Consider the following 16432-nt stretch of genomic DNA (forward strand, 5'->3'; position numbering starts at 1 on the left):
TCGCCTAAGCCTTGCCGCCGGGTGCGGACGCAGCCACAGCCGCAGCGGGCTTGGCGGCGGCATCGGTAGCGCCAGCCGCCACGCGCACGCTCTGGCCGTTCGCGATGGCGTCGCCGGGATTGTTGATCACGCGGTCGGTGGCCGCGAGCCCCGTGGCAATCTCAACGTAGGTGCCGAAGTCGCGGCCGATGCTCACCTGGCGCAACTGCACCTTGTTTTGGGCATCCACCACGGCGACGGTCACGCCGTCGGGGCGGAACAGCAGCGCGCTCACCGGCACTTCGAGCGCGGGCGTGGCCGTCGTGAGCGCGAGATGGACCTGCGCGTAGGCGCCGGGCATCAGTGCGCCGTCGGCGTTGTCGACGTCGACTTCCACATGCAGCGTGCGGCTCACCGGATCGATGGCGTTGGCGCTGCGCGCCACGGTCGCCGGGAAGCGCCGCCCGGGATACTGCTGCGTCGTGAGCCAGACGGCGGTGCCGGGCGTGACGCGGCTCGCGTCGTCCTGCGGCACGTCCACGTAGACGCGCAGCCGGTCGGTCTGCTCGATATGGAACAGCTCGCCGGGCATCGTGGCGAGACCGGGCGTGCCGCCCGCGGTCACGAGCGCGCCCACCTGCACGTTGCGCACGGTAATGACGCCGTCGAACGGCGCCGTCACGTTCTGGTAAGCGACCATCTCCTGGAGCCGCGCGACATTGGCCTGCGCGGCCTGGAGCGTGGCCAGCTTCGCGGCCGCGTCGCTCGTTTTCGCGTCGGCGTCCTGCTGGGCGACCGACTGTGTCTGCAGCATCGTCTGCCAGCGCTGCGCGGTGCTGCTCGCGAAGCGGTAGTTCGCCTGTGCCGTGGCTTCGTCGGCGCGCGCCTGCTGCAATTGCGCGTCGAGTTCGGGCGTGTCGATCTGCGCGAGCGTCTGGCCCGCCTTCACGTGTGCGCCAATGTCGGCATACCAGTGCTGCACGTAGCCGCTCGTGCGCGCGTAGATCGACGCGTCGGCCCACGGCATGACCGCGCCCGGCAGCAGCAGGTCCTGGGTCGCGGGCGCGGGCGTGGGCGCGACCGTGGCAACGGTCAGTTCGCGCTGCACGGCCACCTGCGCGGCCTGCGCCTTGCGCGCGTCGAGCTTCGGCACGATGCCGGCCGCGAGCAGGGCGAGCACGAGGCAGCCGAGGCCGAGCACGAGCGCGTGACGCTTGCGCGACGAAGGCGCGGCGGAAGACGAAGGCGGGTGAGGCCGTTCCGGACCGGTATGCACCGCCGGCGCTTGATCGGCGTCGCGATCCTCGAGTGGGGTTTGCGTGGTCATCTGGATTCCTTATTTATTCAACGTGAGTAGCAGCCGTGGCATCGGAGCCGGCATCGGCGTCCGCATCACCGGCGCGCGCCGCACGGCGCTTCGCGAGCCAGCCATGCACCATGCCGAACACGACGGGCACGAACACGAGCGTCGAGAGCGTGCCGATCGCAAGGCCGCCAATCACGGCACGACCGAGCGGGGCGTTCTGCTCGCCGCCATCACCGAGACCCAGCGCCATCGGCAGCATGCCGATCAGCATGGCCAGCGCCGTCATGACCACGGGGCGAAAGCGGTTGAAGCCGGCGTCGAGCGCGGCGGCGAGCGGCGCCATGCCGCCGGCGAGCGACTCGCGCGCGGCGTTGATCACGAGAATGCTGTTGGCCGTCGCAATCCCGATACACAGGATCGTCCCTGTGAGCGCCGGCACGGAGAGTGTCGTTTGCGTGACGAACAACATCCACGCGATGCCGGCAATCGACGAGGGCAGGCCGCTGATGATGATGAGCGGATCGAGCCACGACTGGAAATTCACGACCATCAGCAGATAGACGAGCGCGATCGCGAACACGAGACCGAGCGCGAGCCCGCTGAACGAGGCGTTCATCGACTGCACCTGGCCGCGCATCACGATCGACGAGCCCGGCGGCAACTGGGCGCGCGCGGCATTCACGAGTTTCGTCACGTCGGCGGCCACGCCACCGAGATCGCGCCCCTGCGTGGAGGCGAAGATGTCGAGCACGGGCTGCACGTTGTAGTGCGAAACCACGGCTTCCTGTTCGCTGCGCGTGACCGTGCCGAGCGTGCCCAACTGGTTCTGCGGGTTGGCGGTGACCGACTGCGTGGTGATGGGAATATTGGCGAGCGTCTGCAGCGAATGGATGTCGTACTGCGGCACCATCGCCATGAGCGGGTAGCTCACGCCGTTCTTCGGATCGAGCCAGAAGTTCGGCGTGGTCTGCGAGCTGCCCGAGAGCGCGATCAGCAGGTTCTGCGCGACGTCGCGCTGCGTGAGGCCGGCCTGCATCGCCTTGGTGCGGTCGACGTTCACATTGAGGGTGGGCTCGTCGCCGGGCTGCTGGATGCGCGCGTCCACCAGGCCGCGCACGCCGCGCATCTGGTCGAGCAGCCGGTTCGCCACCACGCGGTTCTGCGCGAGCTTGTTGCCGACGATCTGCACGTCGATGGGCGCGGGCAGGCCGAAGTTGAGGATCTGGCTCACGATGTCGGCGGGCAGGAACGAGAAGGTCACGCCCGGAAACGACGCGTTGAGCACGGTGCGCAGCTTCGCGACGTATTGCGCGGTGGGCGGGTGCTTCGGCGTGAGCGTGATGAGGATATCCGCGTCCTCGGGACCGATCGGATCGGAAGAGTCATAGGTGAGATTGATACCGCTCACCGGCAGGCCAATGTTGTCGAGCACCGAAGCCTGCTCGGCAGCCGGAATCACGGTGCGGATCTTCGCTTCCACTTCGTCGGTGATGCGCGCGGTCTGCTCGATGCGCGTGCCGGTGGGCGCGCGCAGATGCAGGCGGATCTCCCCGGAATCCACGGCGGGGAAGAAGTCGCGTCCCGTGAACGGCACGAGCACGAGCGAGCCAAGGCAGATGGCGAGCCAGATCGCGACGAAACGGCGGCGCCGGGCGATGGCCCCTTGCAGCACGGCGCGGTAGCGGTTGCGCAGCGCTTCGAAGCGCTTTTCGAAGCCGGCCTGGAAGCGGCTCAGCTTGCCCGCGAGCCCGTGCGCGGGCACGTCGTTGTGTGCACGGGCGCGCAGCAGATACATCGCCAGGGTGGGAATGAGCGTGCGCGAGAAGAAGTACGAGGCGCACATCGCGAACACCACGGCTTCGGCCATCGGCACGAACAGATAGTGCGCGACGCCCGTGAGCAGGAACATCGGCACGAACACGATGCAGATCGAGAGCGTTGAGACGAAGGTCGGCACGGCAATCTCGCCCGAGCCGTTGAGGATCGCGTCGTGCAATGGCGCGCCGCGTTCGAGGTGATGCGTGATGTTCTCGATCGCGACGGTGGCGTCGTCCACGAGGATGCCCACCGCGAGCGCGAGCCCGCCTAGCGTCATGATGTTGATGGTCTGGCCCAGCGCCGAAAGCGCGATCAGCGAGGTCAGCACGGACAGCGGAATCGTCACGGCGATGATGAGCGTGGCCCGCCAGCTACCGAGAAAGAGCAGGATCATCGCGGCCGTGAGGCACGCGGCAATGAGCGCCTCGCGCACCACGCCCGAGATGGCGGATTTGACGAACAGCGACTGGTCCGAGAGCGGCGTGATCTTGAGCGCGCTCGGCAAGCCGGCGGCAATCTTCGGCAGCATCGCTTTGACCTGCTGAATGATCGTGAGCGTGGAGGCGCTGCCGGTCTTTTGCACCGTGAGCAGGGCGGCGCGCTTGCCGTCCGCGCGCACGATATTGGTCTGCGGCGCATAGCCGTCGATCACATGCGCGACGTCGCGCACATAGACGACGCTGCCGTTCACGGTCTTGATCGGCAGATCGTTGAGCGCCGCCACCGTCTGCGTGCTGCCGTTCATCTCCACGTTGTATTCGCGCGTGCCGATCTTGGCCGTGCCGCCCGGCAGGATCAGGTTCTGCGCATTCACGGCGTTCACGACGTCGATGGGCGCGAGTCCCTTGGCCTGCAGCGCCTTGGGATCGAGCTGCACCATGATCTGGCGGACCTTGCCGCCGTAGGGCAGCGGCACGGCTGCACCCTGCACGGTGGCGAGCTGCGTGCGGATGAAGCTGTTGCCGAGGTCGTAGAGCGACTGCTCGGGCAGCGTGTCGCTGGAGAGGCCCAGTTGCAGCACCGGCACCGTCGAGGCGCTGTACGTGATGATGTTCGGCGGCAGCGTGCCGGGCGGCAGGACGCGCAGGATCGACGCGGAGTTCGAGGCCGCTTCGGCGATCGCGCGGTTGATGTCGGCGCCGGGATGGAAGAACACCTTCACGACCGACACGCCGTTGAGCGACTGCGATTCGATGTGCTCGATGTCGTCGACGTCCGAGGTGAGGGCGCGCTCGTAGTTCGAGGTGATGCGATGCGCCATGTCCTCGGCTGAAAAGCCGTTGTACGTCCACACGATGCTGACGACCGGAATGTCGATGTTCGGAAAAATATCCGTGGGCGTGCGCATGATCGCGAGCGGCCCGAGGATGAACAGCAACACGGCGAGCACGACGAACGTGTAGGGGCGCCTGAGGGCCAGTTTGACGATCCACATGACGGTGTCCGGTTTGAGCCTGAAACGCAGGCTGAGACTGAGGCTGAAACACCCGCGCCACGGGGCGGCGTGATGGGTGGCGTAATGAGGGCAAGTATGGGAATGGGGCGCTTACCCCGCGCTGACCCGCACATTACGGATTTGACATCTGCGTAGATAACAAAGCCGTAATGCGCGGGTCACCTTCGGGTCAGCACCGGAGAACCAGAATGCACTCAACCTTCGCGGGAACCGGATCAGCGGGCTTGATCGAAGGCGGGCCGAAGCTGCCTCACTTCCAGATGCAGCGGCCACTCATGCAAAGGTGAACATCATGAAAGCACTCATTTCCGCAATGCTGGTTTCCTGCGCGCTGGCTGCCCCGGTTTACGCGTTTGCCCAGTCGAACACCGCGGCCGACACGGCCAGCACCAACGGGCCGGTCACGCGCGCCGAGGTCCGCGCCGATCTCGTGCGCCTCGAGCAGGCCGGCTATCGCCCGGTGGCGAAAGACATCAACTACCCGGACGACATCCAGCACGCCGAGGCCATCGTCGCGCAACAAAATGCGCAATCCGCAGCGGGCGCCGTAGGCGGCGTGTCGATGTCGGGAAGCTCGGATTCGGGCTCACCCGCCTCGGCCGGCCCCGCTGGGCAGTCGATCTACTTCGGGCACTAAGCCGTGCTGCACCGCGGCGTCGGGCAGGGCCACCAGCCGGTGGCCTGGGAAACCACTCGCCGCGGGTGGTGTGCAGCGCGCAGACCTTGCCTACACTCCATCGTGTCCCGCCGCGGCGTCGAAGCCGCCCAGGCACCCCATAGCGCCAGCAGTCGAATCGTCGCCATCGGGCAGGCGAGCGCCGGCGGAGTGTCCATCCCCAAGGAGAGAACAGCGTGCCACAGCCCACCATCGAGCACTCACCGGCGCCGCGCTACCGTTGCGCCCGCGTCCCGGCGTGGCATACGGAAATGCAGACGCTCCCCGACGGCACCCTGGTCCTGTCGTCGGCGCCCGCCCCGGCGGTGCCGCAGAACGGCTTCGCCGATTTCGCGGCCTACTGGGCGCAGCGGCGCGGGGCGGCGCCGGCGTTCAGCGAACGCGATGCCCAGGGCGCGTGGCGCACGATCAGCTGGGCGGAACTCTGGGATCAGGTGAGGGCGGTCGCGGCGGCGCTGCTCAATCTCGGCCTCGGCCCCCAGCGCCCGCTCATGCTGCTTTCGGGCAACTCCATCGAGCAGGCGGTGCTGCTCCTCGCGGCCGAGCATGCGGGCGTGCCCACGGTGCCCGTCTCGCCGGCGTATTCGCTGGTGAGCCGCGATTTCTCCCGACTGAAAGACGTGTTCGGCCTCGTGCGCCCGGCTGCGCTCTTCGTGCAGGACCGGGCCGCATTCGAGCCTGCGCTCGCGGCGCTCGGCGTGGCCGATCTGCCCGTCATCGCCGTGAGCGGCGCCAGTGACAGCCGCCATGCGTGGTCGACGCTCGCATCGACGGAGCTGACGCCGGCCGGACTCGCCGCGCTCGCCTGTGCGCGCGCCGCCATCGAGCCGGCCGACACGGTGCGCCTGCTCCTCACCTCGGGCTCCACGGGCGTGCCGAAAGCCGTTGCCATGAGCTACGGCAATCTGAAGGCGGCGACGGCCTATCTGGACTATCTGTTCGGCCCGCTCGCCGATCCGCAACCCGTGTTCCTCGATTGGATGCCGTGGCACCACACGATGGGCGGCGTTCTGTCCTTCGGGCGCTCGATGGTGACGGGCGCCAGCCACTATCTCGACGACGGGGCGCCGGTGCCTGGGCGTTTCGAGCGCACGCTGCGCAATTTGCGCGAGGTTTCGCCGACGATCTTTACCAGCGCTCCGGTCGCGTTCGCGATGCTCGCCAACGAACTCGAACGCGACGAGGCGCTTGCGCAGACACTCTTCGCGCGGCTCATGTGCTTCGGCTACGGCGGGGCGAGTCTCGCGCGCGATGTCTGGGAGCGCATCCAGCGCGTCGCCGAACGCACGATCGGCGAGCGCATTGCGTTTCGCACCTCGCTCGGCGCCACCGAGACGAATGGCACGGGCACGTATCTGGCATCGCCCTCGGATGACCTCGGCAACGTTGGCGTGCCGGGCCCAGGCGTCGACGCCAAGCTCATCCCGCTCGCGGGCGGCGACGGACGCTACGAGTTGCGCCTGCGCGGCGGCGCGATCTTCGGCGGCTACTTCGACGCGCCCGAGCTGAGCGCCGCCGCCTTCGACAACGAGCGCTACTTCCGGCTGGGCGATACCGTGCGGCTCGCCGATCCGCGCGATCCCATGCGCGGCTTGCTGTACGCAGGGCGCATCGCGGAAGACTTCAAGCTTGCGAACGGCACGTGGGTGCGCACGGGCCAGTTGCGGCTCGCGCTGCTGGAGCGGTGCAGTCCTCTCCTCACGGACGCCGTGATCTGCGGGCACGATCGCGACTATGTCGCCGCGCTCGCGTGGCCGAACCTCGCGGCCTTGCAGCGGCTCGCGCCCGAGCTCGACGGACTCGACGCCGCCGCGCTCGTGCAGCATCCGCGCGTGGTCGCGGCGCTGACCGAATGTCTGCGCGCCCCCGCGAACACCCAACAGGGCGCGAGTCTCGTCGTCAGGCGCGTGCTGCTGATGGCCGAGCCGCCGTCGATCGACGCCGGTGAAATCGCGGACAAGGGCTATGTCAATCAGGCCGCCTGCCGCGCGCGCCGGGCGGGTCTGATCGACGCGCTGTTCCGGGGTATCCCCGAGGCGCATGTCGCCTGCGTGCGCTGAGGCGGCGCGAGTCCGCGTGCGGCCGCGCCGGCACGGCTCGCCCGCGCGGCCGGCGCCATACGCGGCGCGTTACAATCCGGTAACACCGGCCACGGGATGACCACCGTCCGCGCTGGCGTCGCCGGCGCGCGCCCCCCACCTTTCCTGTCCGCCTCAACATGGATTCTTTCCAGCCCTCGCCTGGTTTCGAGACATCCAGCGTCAATCAAAGGCTGCGCCCGCCCAGGCGCAGTACGCGTGTCGTTGGCAGAGAGCGCCTGCTCACGCAGATGACCGAAGCGCGCCGCCACAACTGCGTGGTGCTCGAAGGCGCGGCGGGCTCTGGCAAGTCCACGCTGCTCGGCGCCTGGTATCAGGCGCTGCTGCCGTTCGGCTTCGACGTGGCCTGGCTCACGCTTTCACCGGAAGACAACGATCTGGCGCGCTGGCTCGACGACCTGATCACGAGCCTCGGTCAGGTCGATCCGGAGATCGTGCGCGAGGCCGCGTTGCTCGCCGGGCGCGGCGAGGACGAGGAGGCGACCGAGCGCACCCTGATCGCGCTGGTGAGCGGCATCCGGCGCCGCACGCAACAGCTCGTACTGATCCTCGACGATCTGCACTGTGTCACCGCCCCGGGCATCCACGAGACGCTGCAGTGGCTGCTCGACTACGCGCCGGCCAATTTCCATCTCGCCATGGCTTCGCGCGCGGCGATTCCGGTCTCGCTCGGCCGGCTGCGCGACCGCGGCCTGGCGCTCGAGCTGGGTATGCGTGAGCTGCGCTTCGGCGCGGCCGAATCCGAAGCATTCCTGAAGGCCCAGCTGGGCGAGGTCAGCCGGCGCGACGCGCGCCGCATGCACGAATTGACCGATGGCTGGGTCGCCGGGCTGCAACTGCTCGCGGTGCATCTGGAGCGCAGCCGCGGCGCAAAGTGCACGCCGGGCGCCCAGAACCCCGACTCGCCGCCGCAGCTCACGCGCAGCCATCTGCTGGACGCGCGCGGCTACGCGGAGTATTTCGAGCGCGAAGTGCTGGCACAGCTCGCCGATGTCGAAGTCGATGTGCTCATCGGGCTCGCGAGTTGCACGACCTTCTGCGCATCGCTTTCGGTTGCGTTGTCGGCCAACGGCGCGCTGCCCGCGCAGCACGACCGGGTGCTCGCCCTGCTGGCGCGGCTCGAAGGCGATCATCTGTTCGTCGAGTCGATTGGCGAGGCGGGGGGCGCGACGTGGTACCGCTTCAATCCGCTCTTCAGGGAAACGCTGCTGCAGCGCTTTCGCCAGTGGGACGATGCGCGCCAGCGCGAGGTCCATCGCGCCGCATGGGTCTGGTTCCGCGAGCACGGCCGGCCCGACGACGCGGTGCGCCACGCGGTGCTCGCGGGCGAGATGACGGCGGCGGCCGATCTCGTGCTGCAGGTCGCGCCCCAGTTGCGCGTGAAGGGCGAGTTGCGCAAGCTGCTCGGGCTGATGCGCCTGTTGCCCGCGGAGGAAGTCGAGGCGCGCGTGGGCCTGCGCTTGTGGGAGGCGCAGCTGCAGCTCTTCACACGCGAATTCGACGCCTGCGCCGCCGGCATCCCGCACCTGCTCTCGGCCATCCCCGCCGAGGACCGGGCCGCGCGCTTCCGGCTCGCGATCACGCGCAGCACGCTGGCCGTGCAGCACGACGATACCGAAGCGATGTCGGCGATCGTGCCGGAGCTGCTGACGGTGTCCGATGCGGCCGACAGCATAGGCATTGGCGGGCGCAACAACCTGCTTGCCTGGCATGCGATGCACGAGGGCGAGTTCGAGCGCTCGCGTGAGATTTTGGCATCGGCGCCCACGCTTTTCGTCGACGGCATGCCACTCGTCGGGACGCCCGCCGGTGCGCTGTTCAGCCGTTGCATGATGGGCATGAGCTATGCGATCGAGGGCCGCTTCCTGCAGGTCGAGCGTATTTGCCGCGACGTGCTCGCGGAAGCCGACCGCCGCGGCAATGAAGCGGTCGAGGCCGCCTGCATCGCGAGCGCGCTGATGGGCGAGGTGCTGTATGAGTTCAACGAGCTGGACGCGGCGAAGCAGTTGCTCGAGGAACGGATCGACGTGCTCGAACGCACCTCGATTCCCGATTCCGTGCTGCGCGTGCTCAAGGTGCTTTCGGCCGTGCAATGGATGGCCGGACACCAGCTCGATGCGTTCGCCTGGCTCGAGCGCCTCGAGGAATATGGCGCGAAATACCGCCTCGACCGGCTGCTTGCGCACAGTCTGGCCGACCAGCTCCAGCGGCATCTGCAGTGCGGGCAGCATCGGCAAGCCGAGGCCGCGCTCGTGCGTCTGGAGACGCTCGGCGCTGGCATCGATCCGTCATGTCGCGGCACGCGCGCGCAAATCGCCGTTCAGGCGTCGCGCGGCCGGATCCTGTGGTCGATCGCCGAGGGCAATGACGAGCGCGCATCGGCGGAAATCGACAAGCTGGGCGATGTATGCGATGCGCACGGCTGGCAGCGCGACGCCGCGCATTTCCAGTTGCTCGGCGCCGTGGTCGACCAACGGCGCGGGCAAGCGGAGAAGGCGCGGCAGGCGGCGGTCGGCGCGCTGCGCCGCGGGCATCGGCTCGGGCTCACGCGCAGCATGCTCGACGTCGGGCCCGAGGTGCTCGACCTGATCGTCAATGCCGCACCGGCCGATCCGTCCGATGCCGTGCTGCCGTTCTACGCGAGCCGCCTGCAGTCCGCCCATCTCGCGACGCAAGCGCCTGGCAGCGAAGGCGCACAACGGCCCGGCGAGCCTCGTCAGCAGGCGAACGCGCTCGATCTTCTCAGCGAGCGGGAGACCGAGATCGTCCGGCTCCTCATGCATGCGATCCCGAACAAGCGCATCGCACGCGCGTTGTCGATCTCGCCCGAGACCGTCAAATGGCACCTGAAGAACATCTACGGCAAGCTCAGGGTGTCGAGCCGCGACGAGGCTGTCGCGCTGATCCGCAACCTCCATCCGGGGTCCGGCGAGACCCCGTGGTTCACCGACGATCCCCTCTGATCCGGCTGGGCCGCCCCCCGACGGGGGTGGCGCTTTCAGCCGGCGCGCTCGCTATGCTTCCTGGAGGTGCAGCCCCGCAGGGCGAGCACAACCGAGGAGACAGATTCACATGAAGATGAACTTCGCCCGTGTCACCCAACAGCTCGCGCTGGCGTTCGGCGACCGCGAGGCGCTCGTGAACGTCGAGCGGGGCCGGCGCTTCACCCATGTCGAGCTCGACGCGTTCACCAACCGCGTGGCCAACATGATGATCCAGCGGCTGGCGCTGCGCCGCGGCGACACCTACATGTGCATCCTCGACAACGACAACCTGTCGCTGCTGCACGTGTGGACGGCATTCAAGGGCGAGGCACGCCTGGCCATGACCAACTACCGCGACTCGCCCGACGAGCACCGCTGGCAGTTCGAGTTCATCTCGCCGAAGGTCGTCTTCATCGAGAACGCGCTGATCGACACCCACGCGCCCTTCCTGCTGGAAAAAGGCATCCGCGTGGTCTGCATGGACCCGCCGCCGCCGGGCCGCGCCGATCTGCTGTACTTCTGGGACCTGCTCGAGGGCGTCCCCGCGACCAACCCGGGCGTCGAGCATGAGGTCAACGAGGACATCATGGTCTTCCGCTTCACGGGAGGCACCACCGGCAAGAGCAAGTGCGCTCGATACACCGTCGACAACTGGCTGGCCATTCGCGATGCCGCCTATGCGCTCGAAGAGCAGGGAATTGGCGCCCATTCCCGCTTCCTGCACATGGCGCCCATCAGCCACGCTTCGGGCCTGTCGATCCTGCCCGTGCTGTTCCGCGGTGGCTGCACCGTGACGCAGAACACGCCCGACCTCCAGGCCTGGTGCCGCAACGTCGAGCAGGAGAAGATCACGACGACCCTCCTGGTGCCCACCCTGCTGTACCGGCTGCTCGAGTTGCCGGAAGCCACGCAGTACGACCTCTCGACGCTGCAAACCATCAACTACGGCGCCGCGCCCATGAGTCCGGCCAAGCTGCGCTTGCTGCTCGCGCGCTTTGGCAACGTATTCGCGCAGGGCTACGCGGCCACCGAATGCCTGCAACGCGTGGCGGCGCTCACGAAGGCCGATCATGTCGGCATCAGCGATGCGCGGCTGGCCTCGGCGGGACGCGTCACGCCCGGCGTCGAGCTGATGATCGCGGATGAAGAGGGCAGGGAATTGCCGCGTGGCACCACCGGCGAGATCTGGCTGCGCTGCCGCGCCACCATTTCGGGCTACTACAGAAATCCGGAGGGCACGGCGGCCGAATTCCAGGACGGCTTCTGGAAATCCGGCGACATGGGCTACCTGGACGAGGATGGGTTCTTGTTCATCGTCGATCGCAAGAAGGACGTCATTATCACCGGCGGCTTCAACGTCTACGCGGTCGAGGTCGAAGCCGCGCTCAACGCGCATCCGGCGGTTGCCAACTCGGCTGTGGTGGGCGTCCCTCACGAGGAGTGGGGCGAAGCGGTGCACGCGGAGGTGGAGCTGCATGACGGCCAGCAGGTCGACGAGCAGGCGCTGATCGATCATGTCAAGAGCCGCATAGGCCGCTTCAAGGCGCCCAAGTCGATCAGCTTTGTCGAACGACTGCCGGTGACGGTGGTCGGCAAGGTCGTGCGCCGCATCGTGCGCGAGAAGTACTGGAAGGACCGGGCCCGCAGCGTGTCCTGAGCACGGAGTCACGTGCTCCGGATCCCGTGTGAATTTGAACGCCCGGTGATGGGCGGTGGGCGTGACGGGCTTCATGGTCTGATTTCACCAATTCGGATGTCTAATCAATCCGTGCGGGCCGGCGCGCTCGAGGCGTGGTCACATTCGCGTGCCGCTCGGGCTTGCTGTGTCATCGATACCGGTCTGCAACTGAAAAAACGGAGGCAAAAGTGGGTGTATTAAGTGGAATTCGTGTCCTCGAATTCGAGGCAATCGGCCCCGGCCCGTTCGCCGTGATGATGCTCGCCGATATGGGCGCAGATGTCCTGCGCATCGACCGGCCGGTCGAGCCGGAGGACCTCGGCCCGAAACGCCAGGGCACGCGCGGCAATGTCGTCGGCCGTGGCCGCCGCTCCGTGACGCTCGACCTCAAGCAGCCCGAGGCCTGCGAGGCCGCGCTGGATCTGATGTCGCGCGCCGACGTCGTGATCGAAGGCTTCCGGCCGGGGACGATGGAGCGTCTCGGCCTCGGACCGCAGCAGGCGCTGGCCCGCAATCCGGGGCTCGTCTATGGCCGCATGACCGGGTGGGGGCAGACCGGCCCGCTCGCGGCGCGCGCTGGCCACGATCTGAACTACCTCGCGCTCTCCGGCGTGCTCTCTGGCATCGGCCGCGCCGAAGGCGCGCCGGTGCCGCCGCTCAATCTCGTCGGCGACTATGGCGGGGGTGGCATGCTGCTGGCGTTGGGCGTGGTCGCCGCCTTGCTGAACGTGCAGCGCGGCGGCGAAGGCCAGGTCGTGGATGCCGCGATGATCGAGGGCGCGGCGCAGCTGGGCTCGGTGATCTGGGGCCTGCTCGCCTCGGGAGACTGGCGCGAAGCCCGCGCGAGCAACCTGCTCGACGGCGGGACGCCCTGGTACGACAGCTACCGCACGCGCGACGGCGGCTACATGTCGGTGGGCGCTGTCGAAGCGCGCTTCTATGCCCAGTTGCTCGACAAGCTGGGTCTCGCCGGCGAAGACCTGCCGGGGCAGCACGATCGCAATGGGTGGCCGGTCTTGCGCCAGCGCTTCGAAGCGGTGTTCCTCACCCGCACGCGCGACGAATGGTGCGCCGTATTCGAAGGCAGCGACGCCTGTGTCGCGCCGGTCCTGAGTTTCTCGCAGGCGCCGCATCATCCGCAGCACCTTGCACGCGGCAGTTTCGTGGAGTCGGGCGGCGTGATCCAGCCGGCGCCCGCTCCGCGCTTTTCGGCCACGCCGTCGAAACTCTCGGCACCCGCGCCCGCACGCGGCGAAGGCGGCCACGCAGCGCTGCGCGCCTGGGGTTTCGACGAAGCCGCCGTGGCGCGGCTGCGCGAGAAAGGGTTGGGTTGCGCGGCTTGAAGCGCGCGTGAGTCATGTTCAAACCGTTCCAGCGCGCCCAGGCGCGCTGGCTGCGTTTGCGGGCATAAACCGCACCCGCCGTTCCGCTTATCGTGCCGTTTATCGCCCCGCGAGCGCGTACCACATCGCGCCGTCGTCGCGCAGCTCGCGGGTGAGCTCGCCACGATGCAGCAGGTAGTTCAGGCAGGCCAGGCTCTCGCCCGTGGCGAGCCCCATCTGGCTCATGTCCGTGTCGGCGATCGGCCGGGCGAACAGAAGGGTGAAAACATCGACAGCGCGCCTCGGCTCTTTCAAGCCACTGCGCAACCGCTCGAGGCTGCGCTGCTGGCCGCGCTCCAGCCGGTCCAGACGCGCGTGCAGGCCGCGGAAGCAATCGTTGTGTGAAGGCAGCACCAGGACGTCGTCAGGCACCTGCGCCCTGAGCTTGTTGATCGACGCGAGCCAGTCCGCCATCGGGTCGGCGTCGGGCTCGATCGGATAGACCGATACGTTCGACGAAATGCGCGGCAAAACCTGATCACCGGATATGAAGAGCTTCAAATCGGGACAGTAAAAGCACGCATGCTCGGGCGAATGCCCATTGCCCGTGATGACGTTCCAGTCATGCGCGCCTATCCTGATGGACTCGCCATCCTGAATGCGCCGGTAGCTTGGCGGGAGCGCATGTACGTGCTGTCCGAAGCGGCCGAAGCGCGCGCGGTAAAGGTCGATGGAAGCCGTGCTCCAGCCCGCCTGACGATAGAAGCGGATCGCGTCGTCGGGCGCCTCGAGGCCCGTGTCGGCCAGCGTCACGCGGCAATTGAAATACTCGCCGCGCGTCATCCACAAGCGGCAATCGTTCGTGCGCGTCAGCCAGCCCGCCATGCCCACATGGTCGGGGTGCATGTGCGTGACGAACACGCGCGTCACGCGGCTACGTTGGCGCTCGCGTTGCAGCCAGTCGCGCCACACGGCAGCGGCGGCATCGGTGCGCGCGCCCGTGTCGACGACGGCCCAGCCGTCCTGCTCGGCGATCGCCCATACGTTGATGTGGTCCAGCTCATAGGGCAGTGGCATGCGGATCCAATGCACGCCCGGCGCGACTTCGAGCGCACCGCGCAGAGGGGGCGGTGTCTCGAACGGGTAGGTGAGTGCGGCGGCTGAAGAGGTGTCGTCGTTCATCGCATCGATTCCTGATGATCTGGCATTCGCGGGTCAAGCCCGAAAATAGCACGAAAAGTAGACAGGCAAGCAGACAGCAAAACGGCCCGTGCAACAACGCGCTTTCGGGCGTCCCTGCACGGGCCTGGGTGTGGCCGCTCCCTTCACGCGCCCGCAAGCGCGTGCCAGGACCTTACTGCACGTTGCCGGCAACGGCGATCGTCTGGCCGGTGACGTAGTTCGACTCGGGCGTGCAGAACAAATACACGCCACCCGCCGCTTCTTCGGGCGTGCCGCCCCGGCCGAGCGGATTGCGTTGCGCGTGCATCTTGAGCATCTCCGGATTCAGACCCACGCGGATCTCGCGTCCGTCGATGTTGACCGTCGTGCCCGCGTTCGCGTCGGTCGACGTCATGCGCGTGAGGATCAGCCCGAATGCCACGGCGTTGACGTTCACGTTCAACCGGCCCCATTCGCGCGCGAGCGCGCGCGTCATGCCGATCAAGCCCGCCTTCGCGCCCGAGTAGTTGAGCTGGCCCGCGTTGCCGTTCAGCGCGGAGACCGACGAGATGTTGACGACCTTGCGATAGACCTCGCGGCCAGCTTCCTTGTCCGCGGCGTGCAGCGCCTTGATATGCGGATAGGCCGCGCGCAGGATGCGGAAGGGCGCGGTCATGTGGCAGTCGAGGATCGCGTACCACTGTTCGTCGCTCATTTTCTGGACGACGTCGTCCCACGTGTAGCCCGCGTTGTTGACGATGATGTCGATGCCCTTATAGGTGTTCATCGCCGTGCCGATCAGGCGATCGGCAAAGTCGGGCGCGGTCACGTTGCCCACGCAGGCGACGGCCTCCGCGCCCATCTTGCGCAGTTCTTCCACGGTCTCGTGCGCCGGCTCGGCGTCGAGATCGTTGATCACGAGGCGCGCGCCTTCGCTGGCGAGCTTGGTGGCGATCGCATGCCCGATGCCGCGGCCCGAACCGGTGACGAGCGCCACCTTGCCGTCGAGTTTGCCCATGTTTGTTCTCCTGATGATCCAGCCTTGATGCGTTTATTGAAGGGCGACCACCGCGTCGCCAACGACGCGCGGTTCGCCATATTGATTCGTAGTCTGAAGCTCGAGCTTCACCCGCTTCTCGCCGTCGGCCTCGAACTTTTCGACCACGCGCCCGGTGCAGGTGATGCGATGCCCGAGCTGCGTGATGCCCACGAAGCGCACGGCGAACTGGCGAAGCTGACGCTGGTCGACCCAGAGCGTGAGCAGGCGGCCCAGCCACGCCATGGACAGCATGCCGTGGGCGAACACGTCCGGCATGCCGGCCTTGCGCGCGAAGTCGATGTCGATATGAATGGCGTTATGGTCGTTCGACGCGCCGGCAAAGAGCGCCAGCGTGGTTCGATTGACCGGCTCGAGCGCGAGCGGCGGCAGCGTGTCGCCGACCTGCACCTCGTTGAATTTCAGTTGGCTCATGTCGTCTCTCCCGATCATCCGGCGCGATGGACGGTCACGCTGCGCAGATCCGCCACGTGCTCGCCGTTCTGGTTGGTCACGCGCGTATCGCGCACGATGAACTCGAGCGCACCGCCTTTCTTCTCGTAGATGTCGGTGATCTGCGTCCTGAAGTGCAGCGTGTCGCCGGCATAGGCCATGCGGTGATACGTGAACGACTGCTCACCGTGCAGGATCCGGTCGAGCCGGATGCCGGCCTCGTCGCGCCAGCCGTTGGCCGGTGCGAGCATTTCCAGCGAGAAGAGGAAGGTGGGCGGCACCGGCAAGCCGGGATGGCCCGCGTCGCGCGCGGCGGCTTCGTCGAGATACTCGGCACGGGTCTCGCCCGTCGCCTTCGCGAAGAAGCGCAGCTGGCTCGCGGGAGCCGTGGCGCTGAAGTCGGCGATGACCCGGCCGATAAACTTCTTGTCGATCATTTCGCGTCGCTCCTGTGAACCCGGCTT

Annotated in this window: 11 protein-coding genes; 5 read left to right on the forward strand and 6 right to left on the reverse strand. The window is 67.6% G+C overall.

All coding sequences use genetic code 11. The annotated features are described in order from the left end of the window. Positions 1-4: 4 nt before the first annotated feature. Both E1956_RS28270 and E1956_RS28275 read right to left on the reverse strand, forming a co-directional pair. Positions 5-1306, reverse strand: a complete 1302-nt coding sequence (locus E1956_RS28270; protein WP_134755455.1) for an efflux RND transporter periplasmic adaptor subunit — start codon at positions 1304-1306, stop codon at positions 5-7. A gap of 13 nt (positions 1307-1319) precedes the next feature. Then, positions 1320-4538, reverse strand: coding sequence for an efflux RND transporter permease subunit (locus E1956_RS28275; RefSeq protein ID WP_134755457.1), 3219 nt, complete (start codon positions 4536-4538; stop codon positions 1320-1322). A gap of 313 nt (positions 4539-4851) precedes the next feature. Between E1956_RS28275 and E1956_RS28280 the strand changes: the two genes are divergently transcribed. From E1956_RS28280 to E1956_RS28300, 5 genes are all read left to right on the forward strand, one after another. Next, positions 4852-5196: a DUF4148 domain-containing protein gene (locus E1956_RS28280; RefSeq protein WP_134755459.1), complete on the forward strand. Its 345-nt coding sequence runs from the start codon at positions 4852-4854 to the stop codon at positions 5194-5196. A 215-nt stretch (positions 5197-5411) separates the two neighbouring features. Continuing rightward, complete coding sequence (locus tag E1956_RS28285; protein WP_232072045.1) at positions 5412-7295, forward strand: AMP-binding protein; 1884 nt, start codon at positions 5412-5414, stop codon at positions 7293-7295. A 158-nt stretch (positions 7296-7453) separates the two neighbouring features. Further along, the gene (locus tag E1956_RS28290; protein ID WP_167760144.1) at positions 7454-10297 is read left to right on the forward strand and encodes a LuxR C-terminal-related transcriptional regulator; all 2844 of its coding nucleotides are present in this window, start codon (positions 7454-7456) and stop codon (positions 10295-10297) included. 109 nt (positions 10298-10406) lie between these two features. Continuing rightward, entirely contained in the window at positions 10407-11975 is a 1569-nt protein-coding gene (locus tag E1956_RS28295) for a class I adenylate-forming enzyme family protein (RefSeq protein ID WP_134755461.1), read from the forward strand. Positions 11976-12184: 209 nt separating this feature from the next. Next, the gene (locus E1956_RS28300; RefSeq protein WP_134755463.1) at positions 12185-13339 is read left to right on the forward strand and encodes a CaiB/BaiF CoA transferase family protein; all 1155 of its coding nucleotides are present in this window, start codon (positions 12185-12187) and stop codon (positions 13337-13339) included. 99 nt (positions 13340-13438) lie between these two features. Here the strand turns inward: E1956_RS28300 and E1956_RS28305 are convergent, their stop codons facing one another. From E1956_RS28305 to E1956_RS28320, 4 genes are all read right to left on the reverse strand, one after another. Then, a complete protein-coding gene (locus E1956_RS28305) occupies positions 13439-14500 on the reverse strand; it encodes an MBL fold metallo-hydrolase (RefSeq protein WP_134755465.1) in 1062 nt (353 codons plus the stop codon). 172 nt (positions 14501-14672) lie between these two features. Beyond that, the gene (locus E1956_RS28310; protein WP_134755466.1) at positions 14673-15497 is read right to left on the reverse strand and encodes an SDR family NAD(P)-dependent oxidoreductase; all 825 of its coding nucleotides are present in this window, start codon (positions 15495-15497) and stop codon (positions 14673-14675) included. 33 nt (positions 15498-15530) lie between these two features. Further along, entirely contained in the window at positions 15531-15950 is a 420-nt protein-coding gene (locus E1956_RS28315) for a MaoC family dehydratase (protein WP_134755468.1), read from the reverse strand. Positions 15951-15964: 14 nt separating this feature from the next. Beyond that, the gene (locus tag E1956_RS28320; protein WP_134755470.1) at positions 15965-16405 is read right to left on the reverse strand and encodes a MaoC family dehydratase N-terminal domain-containing protein; all 441 of its coding nucleotides are present in this window, start codon (positions 16403-16405) and stop codon (positions 15965-15967) included. Between the last annotated feature and the right edge of the window lie 27 nt (positions 16406-16432).

The organism is Paraburkholderia pallida (genome assembly GCF_004524855.1).
In the GTDB taxonomy this organism is placed as follows: domain Bacteria; phylum Pseudomonadota; class Gammaproteobacteria; order Burkholderiales; family Burkholderiaceae; genus Paraburkholderia; species Paraburkholderia oxyphila.